Source organism: Colwellia sp. SU-HH01217 (assembly GCF_057543495.1).
In genome coordinates this window covers 175,456-194,719 of record NZ_BAAJLX010000003.1, presented here as the reverse complement: position 1 = coordinate 194,719, position 19,264 = coordinate 175,456, and the positions used below count along the sequence as shown (strand labels likewise).

The 19,264-nt window shown below is 35.6% G+C and carries 17 protein-coding genes, 1 tRNA gene and 2 pseudogenes; 12 read left to right on the top strand and 8 right to left on the bottom strand.

Going from position 1 to position 19,264, the window contains the following annotated elements:
• Window positions 1–84 precede the first annotated feature (84 nt).
• The 4 genes from AC27G3_RS05815 to AC27G3_RS05800 are packed head-to-tail and all read right to left on the bottom strand — an operon-like array spanning window position 85 to window position 4,356.
• A complete protein-coding gene (locus AC27G3_RS05815; protein WP_487119653.1) occupies window positions 85–1,068 on the bottom strand; it encodes an aldose epimerase family protein in 984 nt (327 codons plus the stop codon).
• A gap of 2 nt (window positions 1,069–1,070) precedes the next feature.
• On the bottom strand, window positions 1,071–2,093 hold the full coding sequence (gene galE, locus AC27G3_RS05810; protein WP_487119651.1) for a UDP-glucose 4-epimerase GalE: 1,023 nt from the start codon (window positions 2,091–2,093) through the stop codon (window positions 1,071–1,073).
• Window positions 2,094–2,152: 59 nt separating this feature from the next.
• Window positions 2,153–3,313 carry a galactokinase gene (gene galK / locus AC27G3_RS05805; RefSeq protein ID WP_487119649.1) on the bottom strand — a complete coding sequence of 387 codons (1,161 nt, stop codon included), beginning with the start codon at window positions 3,311–3,313 and terminating at the stop codon, window positions 2,153–2,155.
• Window positions 3,313–4,356, bottom strand: coding sequence for a UDP-glucose--hexose-1-phosphate uridylyltransferase (locus AC27G3_RS05800; RefSeq protein WP_487119647.1), 1,044 nt, complete (start codon window positions 4,354–4,356; stop codon window positions 3,313–3,315). Before AC27G3_RS05800 ends, galK begins: the two co-directional genes overlap by 1 nt.
• A 165-nt stretch (window positions 4,357–4,521) precedes the next feature.
• On the opposite strand from AC27G3_RS05800, the gene AC27G3_RS05795 reads away from it, so the two are divergent.
• Window positions 4,522–5,523 carry a LacI family DNA-binding transcriptional regulator gene (locus tag AC27G3_RS05795; RefSeq protein ID WP_487119646.1) on the top strand — a complete coding sequence of 334 codons (1,002 nt, stop codon included), beginning with the start codon at window positions 4,522–4,524 and terminating at the stop codon, window positions 5,521–5,523.
• Between the two features lie 60 nt (window positions 5,524–5,583).
• Here AC27G3_RS05795 and AC27G3_RS05790 read toward each other — a convergent pair whose 3' ends face one another.
• The 3 genes from AC27G3_RS05790 to AC27G3_RS05780 form a co-directional block, all read right to left on the bottom strand.
• The gene (locus AC27G3_RS05790) at window positions 5,584–6,111 is read right to left on the bottom strand and encodes a DUF2937 family protein (RefSeq protein WP_487119645.1); all 528 of its coding nucleotides are present in this window, start codon (window positions 6,109–6,111) and stop codon (window positions 5,584–5,586) included.
• 35 nt (window positions 6,112–6,146) lie between these two features.
• Window positions 6,147–6,476 carry an Mpo1-like protein gene (locus AC27G3_RS05785; protein WP_487119643.1) on the bottom strand — a complete coding sequence of 110 codons (330 nt, stop codon included), beginning with the start codon at window positions 6,474–6,476 and terminating at the stop codon, window positions 6,147–6,149.
• An 83-nt stretch (window positions 6,477–6,559) separates the two neighbouring features.
• On the bottom strand, window positions 6,560–7,174 hold the full coding sequence (locus tag AC27G3_RS05780) for a TetR/AcrR family transcriptional regulator (RefSeq protein ID WP_487119973.1): 615 nt from the start codon (window positions 7,172–7,174) through the stop codon (window positions 6,560–6,562).
• Window positions 7,175–7,474: 300 nt separating this feature from the next.
• On the opposite strand from AC27G3_RS05780, the gene AC27G3_RS05775 reads away from it, so the two are divergent.
• From AC27G3_RS05775 to AC27G3_RS05725, 11 genes and pseudogenes are all read left to right on the top strand, one after another.
• A tRNA-Ser gene (locus AC27G3_RS05775) sits at window positions 7,475–7,565 on the top strand.
• Window positions 7,566–7,935: 370 nt separating this feature from the next.
• The gene (locus AC27G3_RS05770) at window positions 7,936–8,649 is read left to right on the top strand and encodes an NYN domain-containing protein (protein ID WP_487119641.1); all 714 of its coding nucleotides are present in this window, start codon (window positions 7,936–7,938) and stop codon (window positions 8,647–8,649) included.
• 27 nt (window positions 8,650–8,676) lie between these two features.
• Window positions 8,677–9,336, top strand: a complete 660-nt coding sequence (locus tag AC27G3_RS05765) for a nuclease-related domain-containing protein (RefSeq protein WP_487119639.1) — start codon at window positions 8,677–8,679, stop codon at window positions 9,334–9,336.
• 3 nt (window positions 9,337–9,339) lie between these two features.
• On the top strand, window positions 9,340–9,510 hold the full coding sequence (locus tag AC27G3_RS05760; RefSeq protein WP_487119971.1) for a topoisomerase DNA-binding C4 zinc finger domain-containing protein: 171 nt from the start codon (window positions 9,340–9,342) through the stop codon (window positions 9,508–9,510).
• 26 nt (window positions 9,511–9,536) lie between these two features.
• Window positions 9,537–11,642: an NACHT domain-containing protein gene (locus AC27G3_RS05755; protein WP_487119637.1), complete on the top strand. Its 2,106-nt coding sequence runs from the start codon at window positions 9,537–9,539 to the stop codon at window positions 11,640–11,642.
• Complete coding sequence (locus AC27G3_RS05750; protein ID WP_487119635.1) at window positions 11,642–12,541, top strand: hypothetical protein; 900 nt, start codon at window positions 11,642–11,644, stop codon at window positions 12,539–12,541. Before AC27G3_RS05755 ends, AC27G3_RS05750 begins: the two co-directional genes overlap by 1 nt.
• Window positions 12,542–12,645: 104 nt before the next feature.
• Window positions 12,646–12,897: pseudogene (locus AC27G3_RS05745) on the top strand (NADPH-dependent oxidoreductase); the annotation flags it as partial.
• Window positions 12,898–13,014: 117 nt separating this feature from the next.
• Entirely contained in the window at window positions 13,015–14,319 is a 1,305-nt protein-coding gene (locus tag AC27G3_RS05740) for a DEAD/DEAH box helicase (RefSeq protein WP_487119633.1), read from the top strand.
• A gap of 138 nt (window positions 14,320–14,457) precedes the next feature.
• Window positions 14,458–14,739 (top strand): hypothetical protein, encoded by a 282-nt coding sequence (locus AC27G3_RS05735; protein WP_487119631.1) that lies wholly within the window; start codon window positions 14,458–14,460, stop codon window positions 14,737–14,739.
• A 112-nt stretch (window positions 14,740–14,851) separates the two neighbouring features.
• Window positions 14,852–15,616: pseudogene (locus AC27G3_RS05730) on the top strand (PAS domain-containing protein); the annotation flags it as partial.
• The gene (locus AC27G3_RS05725; RefSeq protein WP_487119970.1) at window positions 15,617–16,156 is read left to right on the top strand and encodes a methyl-accepting chemotaxis protein; all 540 of its coding nucleotides are present in this window, start codon (window positions 15,617–15,619) and stop codon (window positions 16,154–16,156) included.
• Window positions 16,157–16,261: 105 nt separating this feature from the next.
• Here AC27G3_RS05725 and AC27G3_RS05720 read toward each other — a convergent pair whose 3' ends face one another.
• Window positions 16,262–19,108 carry a TonB-dependent receptor gene (locus tag AC27G3_RS05720; RefSeq protein WP_487119968.1) on the bottom strand — a complete coding sequence of 949 codons (2,847 nt, stop codon included), beginning with the start codon at window positions 19,106–19,108 and terminating at the stop codon, window positions 16,262–16,264.
• Between the last annotated feature and the right edge of the window lie 156 nt (window positions 19,109–19,264).

Genomic DNA, 19,264 nt, shown 5'->3' with positions numbered 1-19,264 from the left:
GAATATATATTACTCCCTTAAATGTAAGGTTAATATATCTTTACTGGTATTTATTTCTGACTTTATTCCTGACTTTAGTTCTTATCATTTTAGGTAGTCGAATTGATATACAATGCGCTTTTGATACGATGTCCCTGTTTCTAAAACAATGGAGGGAAAGTGATTAAAGTTAATAGCGTCAGGAAAACCTTGAGCTTCAAGACAAACACCTTGATAACGGATAAATTGATCGCTTAAATACGAACCTGTATAAAATTGAAGGGCAGGTTGGTCGGTAAAAACGCTCATCTTAATTCCGTTAGTTGTTGATATAAGTTCAGCACATGGACTGCTCAATTTTGGCGTGTCAATTACCATACAGTGATCAAACCCTTGGCTTTGATATTTATCATTATTAATGAGTAATTGTTGCTTCTTTCCTATACAGTTTTCATTGTTAAATTCAAACACAGTGTCTTCAACAGGAAGTATTTTTCCTGTCGGTGTATTTGATGTATTTGTTTCTAAGTAGTTTGAAGCATTCATTGTTAGTAATAACGACTCACAAGTACTCTCACCTAAATTAAAGTAGGTATGATTTGTAAGGTTAATAGGGGTAGGTGCATCACAAACACCGTGATACTGTATAATGACTTGATTATTATCAGTTAACTCAACATCGACACCCACACGTAAATTTCCAGGAAAGCCTTGAGAACCATCACAAGAGGTTAACGTTAATGTGACTTTATTTTGCGTTAACGATTTTTTATCTATCTCCCACAGAATATTAGCAAAATTATCAATCCCACCATGTAAACAGTTATTACCATCATTTTTAGGAAGTTGATAGCGCTTGCCATTTAATTGAAACTCAGCATTACTGATTCTGTTACATACCCGTCCACAAGTTGCCCCTAAATAATAACTATCGTGATAATAGTCATTAACTTGCGTATAACCAACAGTTAACTCTGTTGGTATGCCTGCTATAGGGAGCTTAATAGATGTGATGCGTGCGCCTAAATTACAAAGCGTTACTGACATACCGTTACTGTTTATTAATGTGATAACTTCAATGTTAGCCATGTTTAATTATAACCATTAGGGTTTTTAGATTGCCAATGCCAAGTATCAACCATCATTTGTGTTAAGTTTCGTTTAGTTTGCCATTTTAATTCACTATTTGCTTTACTTGCATTTGCCCAAAAAGCAGGTAAATCGCCTGTTCTTCGCGGTGCTACATTAAAAGGAATTTTCTTAGACGTTGCATCTTCAAAAGCTTCTATAATTGAAAACACAGATGTTCCGTTTCCAGTGCCTAGATTAAATGCTTCTACCCCTTTAAACTTTGTATTTTCGTGTAGCCAATTCAGTGCACATAAATGGCCTTCAGCTAGATCCATAACATGTAAATAGTCACGTTCACAACTACCATCTTTTGTCGGATAATCATCACCAAAAACTTGTAAACTTTCTCTTTTACCAACAGCAACTTGTGCTAAATAGGGGAGTAAATTGTTGGGAATTCCTGTTGGATCTTCACCTATTTCACCACTTTCATGTGCGCCAATAGGGTTAAAATAACGCAATGAAATGCCTCTAAATTGATCGTCGGCATTGGCATAATCTGCCATTACCCGCTCAACCATGACTTTACTCGCCCCATAAGGACTGCTTGGTGTGCCTAATTTCATTGTTTCAATATAAGGCACGTCATTATCTTCACCGTAAACAGTTGCAGAAGAACTAAATATAAAGTTATGTACTTTATATTTCGCCATTGTCTCTAACAAATTAACAGCGCCGTAAACATTATTTTGATAATAGGTGAGGGGAATACTGCTAGACTCTCCGACGGCTTTTAAAGCAGCAAAATGGATAACTGATGAAATATCATGTTGATTAAAAACGGACTCAAGCGCTTCAGAGTCACGAATATCACCTTGAACAAACTCAACCTTTTTATTGGTCAGTTGTTCTACTCGCTTTAAAGAAGCGATGCTTGAATTAACTAAATTATCAAAAACGACTACTTGTATGTTGTTTTCCAATAAACACAATACCGTATGAGAGCCAATATAACCTGCACCACCTGTTACTAACACTTTCATTTTATAACCCTAATTATTTCAATTTAATTCAATACTGACTCATATTCTATTGAGGTGAATTAATGACTAAAAGCACCGTTAGTAGCAACACAGACATAAATGTCGGCTTGCAATCCCGTTTCATCTTGATAGTGTTTTTTAATTTGGCTACGCACTTTTTCTACTAAATTGTTGGGCGTTAAAGCAATAACACAGCCACCAAAACCACCGCCAGTCATACGAACACCACCTTTATCACCTAACACTTCATTAATAATTTCTACAAGGAAATCTATCTCTGGTGTGGTAATTTCAAAGTCATTTTTCATTGAAAGGTGGCTTTGTGCCATTAGTTGACTCATTGTAACCATATCATTCGAATTTAATGCTTTTAATGCCTGCGTTGTGCGCGTGTTTTCAGTGATGATGTGTTTAGCTCGCTGGTAAATTTTTATTGGTAAATTCGTCTGCTCGGCTTCTAATTCTTGAAAAGTGACATCGCGTAAGGCGGGTTTGTTAAAGTGTTTTGCTGCTGCTTCGCATTGTTCACGACGTGTATTATACTCGCTGTCGACTAAACCACGCTTTACATTTGAATTGACAATTACCAAGGATAAACCTTCTGGAATAATGGCATGTTCAAAAGTTAGGCTTCTACAGTCGAGTAACATAGCGTGGCCAGCTTTACCCATTGCTGAAATTAACTGGTCCATAATGCCACAATTACAACCAACAAATTCATTTTCTGCTTTTTGCCCCATTAAGGCTGCTGTAACACCGTCGAGTGGAAGGTTATTTAAGCTAGCAAATGTTTTTATTATTGCAACTTCAAAACTTGCAGATGAGCTAAGTCCTGTACCTTGTGGCACATTGCCTGACACGACAATATCCGCCCCATGAATATCAGGGAATTTATTTTGTAATACTTGTAATGTACCGCGAATGTAATTAACCCACATTTGTTCTTGGCTAAATTCAATGCTATTTAAATTAAATGAATTAACTTCACCATTACAATCTACGGCAAGTACGTTAACTATTTTGTCATCTCGTAATTTTGCTGCGATATCAGTACCAAAATTAATGGCGGCAGGCAAAACAAAACCATCATTATAATCAGTGTGTTCACCAATTAGATTGACTCTCCCTGGTGCATGAAACACTTTAGAGGGTTGACAATTAAAATGCTGAATAAAGTGTTCGGTTACCAAAGAAACTCTTGAATTTAATTTATCAGACATTATTTTGACTCCTTATAATGAATGCTTGGCACATCACGCAGTCTTTGGGCAGCTTGTTCTGCGGTTAAATCTCGTTGTGATTCAGCCATCATTTCATAGCCAACCATAAATTTACGGACAGTAGAAGAGCGTAATAATGGCGGGAAGAAACTTGCGTGTAATGTCCACTCTGGATGAGTATCTCCATCGTAAGGAGCACCATGCCAACCCATAGAGTAGGGGAATGAACAATTAAATAAGTTGTCATACTTTATGGTTATTTTTTTTATCGCATCTGCAAGTGAGCGCTGTTGTGAAGGTGTTATGTCCGTCATTCGGCTAATGGCAAAACGAGGTAATAAAAGCGTTTCAAAAGGCCAACCTGCCCAATATGGAACAACAACCAGCCAATCATCATTTTTAACAACAACACGTTCACCTTGCTCTACCTCTCGGTGTGCGTAATCAAGTAGTAAGTTACTACCGTGTTCTTGATAATATTTAGATAAAGCTATTTGCTTTTTATTGACTAACGTAGGAAGTTGCTGTTGTGCCCAAATTTGGCCATGAGGATGAGGATTAGAACACCCCATCATTGAGCCTTTATTTTCGAAAACTTGTACCCACTGGTACATTTTACCAAGCTCTTTACATTGATCTTTCCAAGTACTAACAACTTTATCAATCTCATCAATACTCAGTTGTGGCAATGTTTTACTGTGATCTGGCGAAAAACAGATCACACGACTTTCGCCTTGTTCAGTCGCCATTTTAAATAAAGGATCGTTTGATTCAACTTCGGGAGTGTCTGTTTTTAATGCTGCAAAATCATTAGTAAACACATAAGTGTTGGTGTAGTTATCGTTAACTTCACCGTTAATTCTTGTATTACCGGAGCACAAAAAGCATGTTTTATCATAACTCGGTCTTTCGTCTTCATCTACAGTTTCTACTTGTCCTTGCCAAGGTCTTTTCGCACGATGCGGAGAAACCAATACCCATTCTTCAATAAGTGGATTAAATCTACGGTGTGGGTGTTCTGTCGGATCAAAAGTAGTGCCCATAAATGCCTCAGTCATTGCTTGTTAATATAAATACAGGAAAAGGGTAAACGTTTTCATTTTGAATTGCAATGGCTAAATTTATTTGTATTAATAGGGGAAACGTTATTGTTAATATTGGAATAGAAAAAAGGTATACTATGAAAAATTTAATTAAACGTTTACCTTATGTCTACTATTAAAGATGTTGCTCGTGTTGCTGGAGTCTCTATTGCTACTGTGTCTAGAGTGGTAAATAACGGCCCTAAAGTTGGTCAAAAAACTCGTGATAAAGTTATGCTTATCATGAAAGAGTTAAATTATACGCCCAATGCCAATGCTCGAGCATTAGTCACGCAAAGATCAACTACCATTGGAGTGGTTATTCCTGAATTAACCGATCCATTTTTTGCTTCTCTTGCCAGTGGCGTAGATGTCATTGCTCGTCAAAATAAAATGCAATTACTACTCAGTACCGCACAACAAAGTGCTGACTCTGAACGAGCTGCTATTAATTTACTGATTGAACGACGTTGTCAAGCGATAGTGCTTCATAGCAAGAAAATACCCGACAGTGAATTGATTGACTTATGTGAAAAAATTCCAGGATTAATTTTAATCGATCGAATGATTGAAAGCATAAAAGATAAATGTGTGTGGCTTGATAACGAAGAAGGTGGAAAGATTGCGGCAAGGCATTTAATGGCATTAGGACATAAAAATGTCGCTTGCATTAGCAGTAAGTTTCAAATTGATGATCCAACATTACGATTAAAAGGCTTTTCAAAAGAATATCATCAAGCAGGTATTGATATTACAGACTCCCAAATTGAGTATGGAGAACCCAATCAACAAGGGGGAGAAATTGCTACTCAGCGCTTACTGGCTTCTGGTCATAAATTTTCTGCTATTTTTGTTTACAACGACGCAATGGCAATTGGTGCTATTAGTACATTAGAAGATAATGGTTATAAAGTCCCTCATGAAGTAGCAGTGATAGGGTTTGATGATGTGTTAATCTCACGTTATTCTCGTCCTAAATTAACAACTTTACATTACCCAATTAACGATATGGCGCAGCAAGCAGCTCTTTTAGCCTTAGATGCACACCAAGAGAAGGCATTAAACAATAAAGGATTTAAGTACATCCCTCACTTAGTTAAGCGTGAGTCAACTAGTGAGCGAACTTAAGTGTTGTCGTTCTAAGGATTTAGGTGCTTTAATTGATAGGTTTGATCAACATTAACCGTGTTAATCGTTGGTTTGAGTTTTAAGGTGTTTTTTTGGCAATAAAGTTTTAATTAATTTAACTAAAATACTTTGCAACATAACGATTAGAAAAGCAAAAAAAACACCAGTAGACAAAGCATTGATTTCAATAGGCACAGCAAGTTGAAAGCTCTCTAAAGTGGCTTGAGCCATTGGAACATCTAATTGAAATACAAAATTATAAAGTTTGTTAAAGTAGTCGGTGTTTTGTAGTTGACTTAATTGATACTCAAAGGTGCTCACTCGTTCTGACATCGCTTGGATCACATTACCTGTTTGAGCAATTGCTTGGTCTGCATTTACTTGATAACGCTCAATCATTAATGTTAAATCGCCATTAAATTGTAGATCGGCAATCGTTTGAAACTGTTGTAATTGAAATTTAGCCTCATTTAAATGTCCCGATAAACGTTGCATATACTGCTGCATAAATTCGGGAAGTTGCACACCTACAATAAAACTTAAAGTAAATAAAATGCGATCAAATATTGTTGAAATAAATTTTAACATCACAACCACTATTTTTGAAAAAATTAAAAGAACACCTATTTAGCCTGAAAATGCTTCTTGGGCAAGGTTCTTGTAATAAATTGAAAATACATAACCCAATCTGATGCTAAGCTCCAAAAAGGCCATTTAAAAGTAGCGGGCTTATTGTGCTCAAAAAAGAAGTGTCCTACCCATGCAAAACCGTAACCTAATAAGGGTAAACTCCATAATAACAGGTACTGTTTATAAAACAGGCTAAAAATTAACACACAAAGAACTAAAGTACTGCCGATGTAATGTAAATTTCGGCAAGTTTCATTACTGTGTTCACTTAAATAATAAGCATAAAACTCTTGGTAATTGTTAAAAGATAACTCTTCATTCATAAAGCACTCCAAATACTATATTAAGAATAAGACAATAAGTTAAACCAATAACAAGATTTAATTATCAGATCGTTATTAAAAGGTTACTCATGGTTGAGAAACATATCTACTGCATAATCACAAATTTCTTCAACATGTGTGACATCGGTATATATGCCATCTATTAAAAGTTTTGCTATACCGTGTACCGTCCCCCAAAGCACTTGCGAGGCTCGAAGCGCATTATCTTCACCACTATGGTTGAGTAATTTAAGCTTTTGCCATTCTCGTGTCATTTCAACTTGATACTGAAAACAAGGATAGGCCGTGTCCCGCAATTCGGGTGTGCTATTTTCTTGTTTCCAAATAGTGCGGCCAAACATTAACTCGTAAAGATCAGGGTTGTTCTTTGCAAAGTTAATATATTGATGAATGAACAACGAAAACTTTTCTTTAGCTGAAATTGCCTCAGTATTAAAGCTGTTGTGGTTCATTTGATGTAATTGCTTAAAACCCGATTCAGCTATACCACAAAGTAGGGCGTTTTTATCTTTAAAATGATGATAGGGAGCCGCTCTGGAAACGCCCACACGAGCCGCAATTTTCCTAAGAGATACTTCCTCAATACCACTTTCTTGAAGCATCTTTTGGGCTACATCTAACAGAGTAGTGCGTAGATCACCGTGGTGGTAATTCGATTTTTCTATGATTTTTTTCATGACAAACAATTTAACAGTGTATGGGGTAACATTCAATCTTGACTGCGTCATAAAATAATTGAGACGAATTCACCTCGTTTAAGTATTTGGAAATTCATATAACCACTGCAGTAACTATAAAATATTGATGTTTGTTTAAACGTAAATTGTATAGTTTGTCAGTAATTTTATAGCTTTAATATCGGCAATGCATTTTTCTATTACTTTTTTACAAAAAATTGAAATAAAGGCTTTACAAATATCGCTGTTGTATTTAATATTCGCCCCGTCTTAAGGCAGCACAAGCTTTAAAACAACTATGGTGAGATGGCTGAGTGGTCGAAAGCACCGGTCTTGAAAACCGGCGAGGGTTTGTAGCCCTCCTAGAGTTCAAATCTCTATCTCACCGCCACATTTAGATTAACCCGTTGATTTTATTAGTTTAAAGTTAACGGGTTTTTTGCTTTAATAACGTAATGAATATTTTTAAAGGTTTGTAGCACAACACCTTCGACGTAGAGTTCAAATCTCTATCTCAACGCTACATTTAAAGAAGGCGCTAATCGAAAGGTTAGCGCCTTTTTGTTTTTTTTAGATATTAATTCGTCAAGGGGTCAGAGTATTAGTCCTTTAGTGACGAGCTAAACCGAATTAATAGTTAACTACATGTAAACCAACGGTACTAGAAACGTAAAATAGCCAGTTATATGATTTATATGTTGAAATATTATTAACTTATGTCATTAATAGTGGGAATTTAAATTGTTGAATGGAATCAGGTTTTGACAGAAAAAGAAAAAATTGCATTATTTATTGATGCTGATAATGCACCCGCTGCAAAAATAGATATTATACTATCTGAACTTGCGCGCTACGGTGTTGTAAACATTCGCAAAGCTTATGGCAACTGGAAAAGCCCTTGTATTAAGCCTTGGGAAGATGTTCTTCACGAATACGCTATTCAACCAATTCAGCAGTTTGACTTAACCAAAGGTAAAAATGCCACTGACATAGCTTTAGTCATTGATGCTATGGATATTCTTTATACCAAAGATGTGGACACCATTTGTTTAGTTTCTTCTGATTGTGATTTCACGCCATTAGTTACACGTGCGCTTGCAGATGGTAAGTTTGTTATTGGTTTTGGGGAAAGAAAAGCTCCAAGTGCTTTTGTGAATAGTTGTTCTAAGTTTTTATATTTGGATGATATAGAACCTACAGATCAGCCAACTCAAAAACGTAAACCAAGTATTAAATGTGACACGCGTCTTATGAACCTGTTAAGACAAGCTGTTGAAGCTTCAGAAGAGGATGATGGCTGGGCACAGTTAGGCCCAATTGGCAAACATATATCTAATCATGCATCTTTTGACCAACGTAACTATGGCTTTAAAAAGCTAAGTGATTTATTCGCAGCAATAGACTTATTTGAAATGAAGCGCACACATGGCTCTGCTACATGGGTTAGAGATTTACGAAAGCATAAAGGAAGTTAATCCTTCGTGGATTACTAAAAAAATTAAATGGATTTATCGATTTACCTTAACATGATGATTAATGCCGCTTGGTATTTAATACCGATCTTCATATTCGCTGTCATCATAAAATCTGCATGGTTCAAAGGCGTACTGGGTGAGTGGCAAGTTAACTTGCTCATTAAATTTTTCTTAGATAAAAACGATTATCACCTAATTAAAAACGTAACACTTCCTACTGAAGAAGATGGCACTACTCAAATTGATCATATCATAGTATCAAAATATGGCATTTTTGTGGTTGAAACCAAGAATATGAAAGGTTGGATCTTTGGTAGTGCCAATCAAAAGCAATGGACTCAACAAATTTTTAAGCACAAGTCTAAATTCCAGAATCCACTTCACCAAAACTATAAACACGTCAAAACGTTAGAAGCTACTTTAGAAATAGAAAGTAACGCAAAGAATAATAGTATATTCTCTGTCATTATCTTTATTGGCGATAGTACCTTTAAAACAAAAATGCCAGAAAATGTAAGGTTTGCTCGTGGTGGTATTGAATATATCAAAAGTAAAAATGATATCGTTTTTAATGATGAAGAGGTGGCCGACATTGTTAAAAACATTGAAAGTGGCAGGTTAGACAGAAGTATTAAAACTAATCGTGAGCATGTAAAACATGTTCATGAAATAGTAAAAGAAAAATAAAATATCAAAGCATGCGTTAAGTGGGGTTCTACTATGGTTTTGAGGAAAGCTACCAAAGGTAAAAATTCAGGAAACGAATTTTGGGGATGTAGTGCATTTCCTAATTGTCGGTATATTGAACAGACACTTAAACAAAGTAGAAATTACGATAGAACTCTTAAAATAATCCAATAATAACAAACGTCAAAGAAGATAAATAAATGATAGACGGAAAATTACTTAAAAAGCTTTATAAGCAATATGGGTTTGAGCAACAAAAATCATCGCATGAAAAGATCTTAGTTTTTTCATTGATGGCTGGGCATTATCACAATGTTGATATTGTTCCGCTAGATCGCTGTTTAAACACTGATAAAATTTTTGATGAATATAAGGCTTCAGGTTTTGCTTGCAAAATAAGAAATTACGATAGCATTTCTAACGCTGAAGAAGCACTGTTCAATGGTTTTTTTAGTCTAGAGTCTACACAACGAAAATTTAAGAAAGATTACGAACATTTTACTCAATCAATCGCAAAGCTCTATTCTGAGCATGCTGAATATTCTTACATTAACTCAAAATATCACGTTAATGAGAAGGAAGGTGAAAGCACTGTAATAAAAGAAGTGTTGAGTAGATTAAATTCAGATAAACCAGTTTTATTTCTAATTGAAGCAGCAGCAGGTTTTGGTAAAACATGTACCGCATATGAAATATTACATAACCTAGTAACATCTAAAACTGAATTTGTTCCTTTGTTTACCGAATTGTCACGAAATAGACAGGCAAAGATATTTCGGTATGTTTTACTTGATGAAATAGACAGGAGTTTTCCTTCTTTGCGTTCTACTGTAGTCAATAATGAAATACGGAACGGAAAGGTGCCAGTAATATTAGATGGCTTTGATGAGTTGTTACATGAAAGTTCAGCTGATGAAGGTTTTGAAAATTCTGAACCAATGTTAGAAACAATTGGAGAATTACTTACAGATAAAGCAAAAATAATCCTAACCACAAGGCGCACAGCAATTTTTGATGGTGATGAGTTCCATCAGTGGATGGATGTACATGAAAAAGATTTTGATGTCGTTAGGATTAGAATACATGAGCCTACTGTATCTGAATGGTTAGATGCCAGTCGTATCACAACATTGAGTGAAAGTGGTTTTAATGTCCATGAACTTTCGAACCCCGTACTTTTATCTTATTTGCGTTCTATTAATAAAGAAGAGTTCGTAAATGTAGTGTCTACACCTGAAAAATTAGTTCAAAAATATTTTGATTCGATGCTAGAGCGTGAAAGAACCAGACAAGACCTTCGTATGACACCAGAGGAGCAATACGAAGTACTTTTGAGTATTGCTAGAGATATGATGACATACAACTATACAGGAGAAGAAAGGGAATATATTTTGACTGTAATCTTGGATGCAAACCAAGAAAAGATAGAAAAAATCCGAAAAGATTATCCCGCAGATGTAAGACCCACTTCAGATGAAATTGCAAATAAACTCGCTAGCCATGCGTTACTAGATAGGAGTTCTGATGAAGAGCAAGGTATTGGTTTCGTAAATGACTTTGTATTAGGGAATTTTTGCGCTGAAATAATTATCGAGCACCCCGTAAAAGAATGGGTTGGCGACAAACGTTTTATAGAGCCGAGTATCCTGTCCTATATACCAAGGACTTCAGCTCAAAAGAGCGAACTTTGGGATGCACTAAGCTTCACTCTAGAGTTTGGTGAAGGGAATGCTAAAGTCATAAATAGTATTGCATTAAACAACAATATAATACTGGCGCTAGAAGACGATTCTGTTGAGGATCTTAAAATTGGCAATATAAAAATTGGTGATAAGGCTGAGTTCAAGGGGTCTATATTTGTTAACTGTGTATTTAATTCTACAAAGTTTTTTTGGAAAAGCTTTAAAAATGTCACATTTATGAATTGTCACTTCTTTAATTGTGAAGGATTTGATGAGCCATCAACTATTCACTTGGTAAGCTGTGATACCAATAATAACTTCCTTTTAGACAAAATCACTCACCAAAAAGAAATACAGTCTAAACAAGAAAACGAAGAATCTCTATCAGCTGAAGAGTGTTTCGTGTTAGAAAAGTTTTGGCCAAAAGGTAGACCTACATTTTCTAAGCATAAGGCTGTCAAAGCAATAGTTCAAAATCACAACTCATTTTCACATGAAAGTGTGCTTGAGGCATTAGACTCTCTTAAAAGAAGAGGCTATTTAACTGTCCCAGCAAAGCGTTCATTTTTAGAGTTAAATATTGGAAAACTCACTGAAATCAAAGAAAAGTTAGGTAGAAGTTAATGGAAGCAAGTGATAAACGAATTGCTAGTCAGTTGTTTAATACAATTGAAAGAGAGTTCAATAGAGTTGGCTTATTGCATAGAGTTTTTTATAGAGTAAAGTCTCCAGAATCGTTGGATAGTAAGCTTAAAAAAAATCCAGAAAAATACTCTGAAAATGGAAAAAAAATTCAAGATCTCTTTGGTTTTAGAATTACACTGTATTTTCCTGATGATTTAAATATTGCACAAAATATTCTTTCCACATTGTACAAAAAAGTTGATGAAACTGTTGATGAAGCAGAAAATACTATCTTTGATGCTACACGATGTAATTTTATATATGAATTACCAAATGAAACTTCTGAAATAAGCTCAACCCTAATATCTGAACCTAGGGTTGATTCAACCTTTGAAGTGCAATATCGAACAGTTTTGTCGGAGGGGTGGCACGAAGTAGAACATGATCTCAGATATAAATGTAAGGACGATTGGCGTGAGCATGATGATTTAGGCCGTGCATTAAATGGAATTTTAGCAACTCTTGAAACATCGGACTGGGGAATGTCAAAATTATTTGAGGACTTGTCATACAGACATTATAAGAATTCAAACTGGGACGCTATGATCAGAACAAAGTTTAGACTGAGACTTTCGGGTGTTATACAAGAACAATTGAAAGATCTATTTGGCGCAAATGAACTTGGTAAAAAGTTTTATAGAGTCAATCGAGATAAATTTCTTACTGAAGTATCGAAATCAAGTTTGAAAATGCCTATAAATTCAAACAACATTATTTATTTGTGTAATTATCTTTTCTTAAAAAGCCAACAAATAACAGATTTAACACCTGCGCCATTACTGCATATGTTTGATGAAAACTTTGAATTATCTAATCAACGTTCTAAAGTCATTGATTAGATAACTCAGTAAAGGTATAACTGAGTTGGTTATACCTTTACTGAAAATGATTTATAGCACAGTGTGATTAGGGGATATTATTTGTTTATCGGTAATTTTATTGAACCTTTCTTTCTGAATTAGGTTGCCTTCCTGTGTCAGCGATGATCCATATTCCTAAAGCGCAAGACATTTTTTTAGAATCAGGTTTAATGCAGCAAGGGGAAGATCAAACTGCATGGTTTGATTATTTTAGCAGGTCTTTTAGCCAACTTATTTGGTGGGCTCAGGCGACTAAGGAACATAAGGCTAAGGTTGATCCGCACAAAATAGTGATGGACTTTAAAACAGAACCATCAGCTCGAAATGCTCCATAATGCGCATATGCTATTAATCTAGCACGATGTAATGTTTATACTAACTAGTTAAAGATAATTACGTTAAAATAGCGGCTAATTGCCTTACTTTGACTAGTTAAAAACTAATATAACCAAATGACTTTTGAATCAACGCCTACAAAATTTAATGAGCTTGAGTTAATAACCCCTTTAATTGAACGTTTAGCTGAGCTTAATTATCAACAACCTAGACCTATTCAAGCACGAGCTATCCCTTATGTATTAGCAGGGCAAGATTTGATTGCTGGTGCAAATACAGGCTCTGGTAAAACAGCGACGTTTGCGCTGCCTTTGTTACAACAGCTTTATTTACAAAAAAAGGGTAAAAAATTAGCCACGAAGAAAAGCTCAAATGGAAATTATGTTGCGGCACTTATTTTAGTGCCTACGCGAGAATTAGCTAAGCAAATTGCTGATAGTATTCAGTCATATTCGTCACATTTTAATGGTGTAATTAAAACTGTGGCTGTTTTTGGTGGTGTTTCAGCGAACACTCAAATGTTAACCTTGCGTGGCGGAACTGATATTTTAGTGGCGACACCAGGAAGATTGCTCGATTTAATTTCTAGTAATGCAATTAAGCTTGATTTAGTGAAAACGCTCGTCTTAGACGAGGCAGATCGAATGTTAAGTTTAGGCTTTACAGAAGAAATATCCGCCATATTATCTTTATTGCCGAAGAATAAACAAACGTTGTTATTTTCAGCAACTTTTCCTGAACAAGTTGAGCAATTAACTCAACAATTACTTAATAACCCCGTAACTATCCAACTACAAAATGCAGAGGAAAGCACGTTAGTACAGCGTGTTTTTACAGTAAACAAAGGAGAAAAAACTTCTGTGCTTGCGCATTTAATTAAACAGCACCAATGGCGACAGATGCTTATTTTTGTTAATGCGAAAAATCATTGTGAGCACTTAGCTAAAAAACTGGTTAAACATAACATCACCGCCGCAGTATTTCATGGAGATAAAGGGCAAGGCGCACGTAGCCGAGTGTTAGACGGTTTTAAATCAGGGGAAATTGACGTATTAATTGCGACAGATATTGCTGCTAGAGGGTTAGATATCGAAAAGCTCCCTGTGGTTATTAATTTCAATTTACCTAGAAGCCCATTAGATTATATGCATCGCATTGGTCGAAGTGGTAGAGCAGGCGAGGTTGGTTTGGCTTTATCTTTAATCGATCATGAAGATTTTCATCATTTTAAGGTGATTGAAAAGAAAAATAAATTCCGCCTTGAGCGCGAGCAAGTGGCAGGTTTTGAAGCTGATGAAATTTCAGAAGACTCAATTTTGGCAGCTAAAAAGGCAGTTGCAAAACCTGCTGGTAGCGGAAAGAAAAAGGGTAAGAAGAAAGTCGAGATTAATCAAGATATTTGGTCAAGCAGTCCTAAATAAGTAACGAGAGTATAGTTAACACTGTACTTTCTTTAAGGCTAAAATAAATACGATACTCTATATTGTCTAAAGTGTTATGTACAAAGTGATTTTTTGATGTTATCAATAGGTTATTCATATATTAAATAAGAATTAACAATGGATAGATTAAAAGCATCACAAAAAGTACTTAGCCTAAGCTATAAAGCATACAATGAAGTGGCAGCAAAGCCACTTGCACCTCTGAAAATTGATGATTCTGATGTATTGAAAAAACTACTTGATACCGTAATGAATCGAGAATCTATTTCACATTTGAAAAATAATAAAGCACAAAAGGAAAGCACTGAACTTCGCAGTGCTTTAGCTGATGTATTACTGTTATTAGATGGTTGTGATATTAAGGAAATTAAAGCGAAAATGAAAAAAGAAACAGCTTAAGTAACATTTTATAAAAATTAATTAGCTAATTTCTCAAAAATAACTATTAATGTCAAAAAGTTAACTATACTCAAAAAAAATGAATTAAAAATTTATTATTAAGGAAGTTAATATGCTGTTTGGTAAGGGTAAGTTGTTATCGAAAATTGAAATGTTAGAAAACGAATTGACGGTATTTAAAGACATTCAAAAAGATTTACAAGATGAAATGGCATATTTTTCACTAACTTTAGAAGGTAATTTTACTGAAGTTAATGCACTGTTTTTACAAGCTTGCCAATACAGTGAAAATGAAATACTTAATAAGAATATTAAAGAGTTGATTCCTACTAAAGCATTGGATAACGAATTAACTCAGCAAATGCTCTTGTCTATCAGAAAAGGCCAGCATTGGCATGGTGCTATGCAATTGCATAGCCAAAAAGGTAATGATATTTGGTTTCGAACGATTATCCAGCCGAAAAACAATTCAACATTACTGTCGGTATACTCCGCTGAATTGACAACCACAATTTCTCAATCTCGTGAACATAAAGATATGCTTGCTGCTTTAACACGGTCCTCTGCTGTTATTGAATTTGATTTAGACGGTATTATATTGACCGCTAATGAAAATTTTCTTAACGGGATGAATTATCAACAAGAACAAATTGTTGGTAAGCACCACAGTATTTTTTGTGATCAAGAACATGTTAATTCAGCTGAATACCAAAGTTTTTGGAATCGATTAAGGGCAGGGGAATTTGTTTCTGGTCGTTTTAAGCGTATCGACAGTTATGGAAATGATGTATGGCTAGAAGCGTCTTATAACCCCATTCATGATGATAGTGGTGAGTTGTACAAGGTTGTTAAATTCGCAACGGTTATCACTGATCAAATGAATAGAGAAACGGCTATGTCTGAAGCTTCTGAAATAGCATATGAAGTGTCGAAAAAAACCGATGAAGGCACGCTCAACGCCATTAACGTTATCGAGTCTACGATTAAAACAATGGGGCAATTATCCACACAAATGAGTGGTGCAAGCCAAGGTATATTTGAATTAGATACTCAATCACAAAAAGTAGCTCAACTAGTTGAAAGTATCAGAGGTATTGCTGATCAAACCAATTTGTTAGCACTTAATGCAGCGATTGAAGCGGCACGAGCAGGAGAGCAAGGTCGAGGATTTGCTGTTGTTGCAGATGAAGTTAGGCAACTTGCTTCAAGAACCAGTACTGCGACTGAAGAGATTATTAGTGTTGTTTCAGAGAACAAACTGCTAACTAAAAACGCAGTATCGCTGATTGAAGAAAGTATGAAAGAAGCAGATAAGGCACTCGAGTTATCTAATGAGGCTGGTGAAGTTGTAAATGGTATTCAAATAGGTGCTAGAGAGGTGGTTGACTCTATTGCTCAGTTTAATAAAAATTTATAACTTTAAACAAATTTACTGTAAATATAAAATCTTTAGATATAAAAAAGGACCTAATAAATAGGTCCTTTACTTTGTAAACTTATATCAATTTAAGTTGTTTAGTTTTTAAAACTTAGCACGAACACCAAGAGTGAAACGACGATCTGCCTCAGTGTATTTCCATGCACCACCCAATTCAGATACATAAATTGAAGCTTCACCTGTTAAGTTAGTAGCATTACCGACTACAGTAAAGTGCTCATTAATTTCCCAACTTGCAGAGAAATCTAATTGACCTCTATCGTCGCGATAGTTATTACCATAAACTGTGCCATCGTCTGTTTTAATCGTACCTAGGCTGTTAATATTTTCTACACGTTTTTCATTTTCTGTGTCAAGAAAACTATCACGGTAGTTGTATGCTAAACGCAATTCAACATCTGCATAATCCCAAAATGCTTGTACGTTATAAGTATTTTTAGAGATTTGTAATAATGGACTGCCATTAGGTTGTTCACTATCTGCATAGGTGTAGTTTGCGCTTAACCCTAGACCTGAGAATGCTCCAGGTAAGAAAGTAAAGAATTGTTGATAGCCAACTTCGAACCCTTGTACTGTACCATTTTCACCATTGGTATCTTTAGTTGTTGCAATACCAGTTTTTCCTGCATCACGTAAACTTGATACATGAGCAAAACCTGCGGCATCTGTAAATTGTGTACTGTCAGAGTAAATCATATCTGATTGACTAACACCGGCAGTATCAAGCTGACATACGTTGTTCCATTGTGTAACGTTTTGACCAGCTACCGTTGAAGAGTCTGCAATACAACTTACTTCATTACTTAAGAAAGATTCCACGTCTTTATAAAAAACAGCAAAAGAGACCATGTTACCTTCATCGAAATAATGCTCTACAGATAAGTCAAACTGAGTGGCGCGGTAGGGATCTAAGCCAATAGCACCTTGTGTAGCGCCAGTTATATCATTATTTATTACAAATGCAGGGCTTAACTCACTAAAGTTTGCACGGCGCATAACTTTAGCAGCAGCGAAACGAAATAGAGTCTCGTCTGAATAGTTATAAGTTAAGTTAACACTGGGTAAGAAATCAGCGTAATCATTATTACCAGTAACTTTAGCACCATCATGATAAACCGTTGATTCAAGGTCTGTTTTGATATAACGACCACCAACAATTGCAGTGATATCGTCAAAGTCTAAGTAAGCAGATAAATAAACGGCGGCAGTATCTTCTGCAACGTTTTGATATGCACTTTCTTGAAATTCTTGATTGTCAGCTAAGCTTCCTGTTGTTGCATAATTAGTACCTGCAAGTAATTGTTGTAGCTGACTATAAGCATTGTCTAGATCTGCTAAGTTATTGTAAACTTGATAAGTTAATAGGTCATTTTGTCCTGTATGACCTATTTGATCAAACGAATTATTATGACTAATTGTTGAGAAGCTTCCAGGAAATGCTGCATTGTAATCATCAATCCATATGGTCGCTAAAGAACCGTCATCATCGTTGAATGCTCTTTTGTATATGTCTTTAATTTCTTCTTTATATTGCTCGTATTCATATTCACGTTTAGTTGCGCGAACACCCGCTTTAACCTTCGAAACCCACTCCAGACCTAGCGGTTCATCAATTGTTATATCGAAGCGAACAGCTGTTTCATCATTGTTGGTGATTTTTTCTTCCGCTTTAAATGTACGTAGTGCTAGGTTTTGCTCACTAATAAAAGCATCAGATTCAGAGTGTATGATACTAGGAAGCTTATTACCAGACTGTGAAAATACGCCGTCGTACACATGGTTTACTAAATCGACACCGCCGCTGTCAATGAAGGTTTGTTTCTCAATAGGGCGTAGAGTAAATTCAGAATCAGGTCTAATGCTTTCAGATGAAGCAACAGCAATCTCACCTGAAATTAATATTCTGTCAGTAAGGTTCCACTCAGCACCAAGGGCATTTGAGAATGATTTTGTATCACGGAAATCACTATAGGTTTTAGGGATACCAAACTCATTCGTTAACGTATAGTTATTAACGCCATTTGCATCTTGTGTAGTGTTTGCGTTAGTTTGAAGAGCACCAACCACACCTAAAATTGAACTACCTTCTTGTGAGCCTGAACGTTCGGTGCCATTTAAATCAAGGTACACCATGCCATTACCTGACTGTGGAGCCCACTGAAGTGATAAATTTAAAGCAGTACGTTCACGAGATTCTACATATTGTTCAACACTGTGTTCATCTCTTAAGATAATGTTACCACTTGGTGTATTACCTTCTTCTCCATTAATATCAGTATCTACAGGTCTTGCTTTACTTGAGAATTGATCTTGGCGCAGCTCACGATCTTGGTATGAAAGCATTACTAATGCGCCGAAACTACCGGCATCACCTAAATCCCAGTTATCACCAAACGACCCGCTAAAAATAGGGGCTATATTTTCTGTTTTATCTGCATATTCACCATCAAGTGATACCGCAGCTGTAAATTTATCTAGTTCCAAAGGACGTACAGTTTTTAAGCTTACTGTACCACCCAATGCACCTTCAATCATATCTGCAGTAGGAGATTTAACCACTTCTACTGTTTTTAAGAAACTTGATGGAAAATCAGAAAGGTTAATACCGTCACGTGAATCACCAATAGTAGAGCGGCCATTTAATTCAACACGGTTTTGAGGTAAACCACGAATAGAAACACTGTCACCCACACCAAAATCACTGTTGATAGAAACACCCGTAATACGCTGAAGTGCTTCTGCAATATTGTTGTCAGGTAATTTACCAATATCTTCAGCAACAATAGCATCAACAATTCGACCATCTGTTCGTTTAAGTAGCGCAGCAGCTTTCATACTACCTAGCATACCTGTCACTTCTATTACTTCGATATTGTCTTTTTCAGTAGCTTTAGTGTCAACCTCTGCCGCATACGACTGCATAGTTAGCATTGCTGTTAATGTAGCCCCGAAAATTGTGAGATTGCTTTTAGTGTGTCTATTTGTATTAAATACTGAACTTATTTTGTTAAGTTTCATTAATTTCCCCTCGTACTATTGTGAATATCTATTTGTTGGTATACCAATTTATTTTTATTGGTTTTACCG

Coding starts and splice junctions, on each gene's coding strand:
- AC27G3_RS05735 (WP_487119631.1), top strand. CDS start 14,458: ATGGATAGATTAAAAGCATCACAAAAAGTACTTAGCCTAAGCTATAAA.
- AC27G3_RS05790 (WP_487119645.1), bottom strand. CDS start 6,111: ATGTTAAAATTTATTTCAACAATATTTGATCGCATTTTATTTACTTTA.
- AC27G3_RS05795 (WP_487119646.1), top strand. CDS start 4,522: ATGTCTACTATTAAAGATGTTGCTCGTGTTGCTGGAGTCTCTATTGCT.
- AC27G3_RS05750 (WP_487119635.1), top strand. CDS start 11,642: ATGGAAGCAAGTGATAAACGAATTGCTAGTCAGTTGTTTAATACAATT.
- AC27G3_RS05780 (WP_487119973.1), bottom strand. CDS start 7,174: ATGAAAAAAATCATAGAAAAATCGAATTACCACCACGGTGATCTACGC.
- AC27G3_RS05720 (WP_487119968.1), bottom strand. CDS start 19,108: ATGCTAACTATGCAGTCGTATGCGGCAGAGGTTGACACTAAAGCTACT.
- galE (WP_487119651.1), bottom strand. CDS start 2,093: ATGAAAGTGTTAGTAACAGGTGGTGCAGGTTATATTGGCTCTCATACG.
- AC27G3_RS05800 (WP_487119647.1), bottom strand. CDS start 4,356: ATGGGCACTACTTTTGATCCGACAGAACACCCACACCGTAGATTTAAT.
- AC27G3_RS05785 (WP_487119643.1), bottom strand. CDS start 6,476: ATGAATGAAGAGTTATCTTTTAACAATTACCAAGAGTTTTATGCTTAT.
- galK (WP_487119649.1), bottom strand. CDS start 3,313: ATGTCTGATAAATTAAATTCAAGAGTTTCTTTGGTAACCGAACACTTT.
- AC27G3_RS05765 (WP_487119639.1), top strand. CDS start 8,677: ATGGATTTATCGATTTACCTTAACATGATGATTAATGCCGCTTGGTAT.
- AC27G3_RS05755 (WP_487119637.1), top strand. CDS start 9,537: ATGATAGACGGAAAATTACTTAAAAAGCTTTATAAGCAATATGGGTTT.
- AC27G3_RS05725 (WP_487119970.1), top strand. CDS start 15,617: ATGAATAGAGAAACGGCTATGTCTGAAGCTTCTGAAATAGCATATGAA.
- AC27G3_RS05815 (WP_487119653.1), bottom strand. CDS start 1,068: ATGGCTAACATTGAAGTTATCACATTAATAAACAGTAACGGTATGTCA.
- AC27G3_RS05740 (WP_487119633.1), top strand. CDS start 13,015: ATGACTTTTGAATCAACGCCTACAAAATTTAATGAGCTTGAGTTAATA.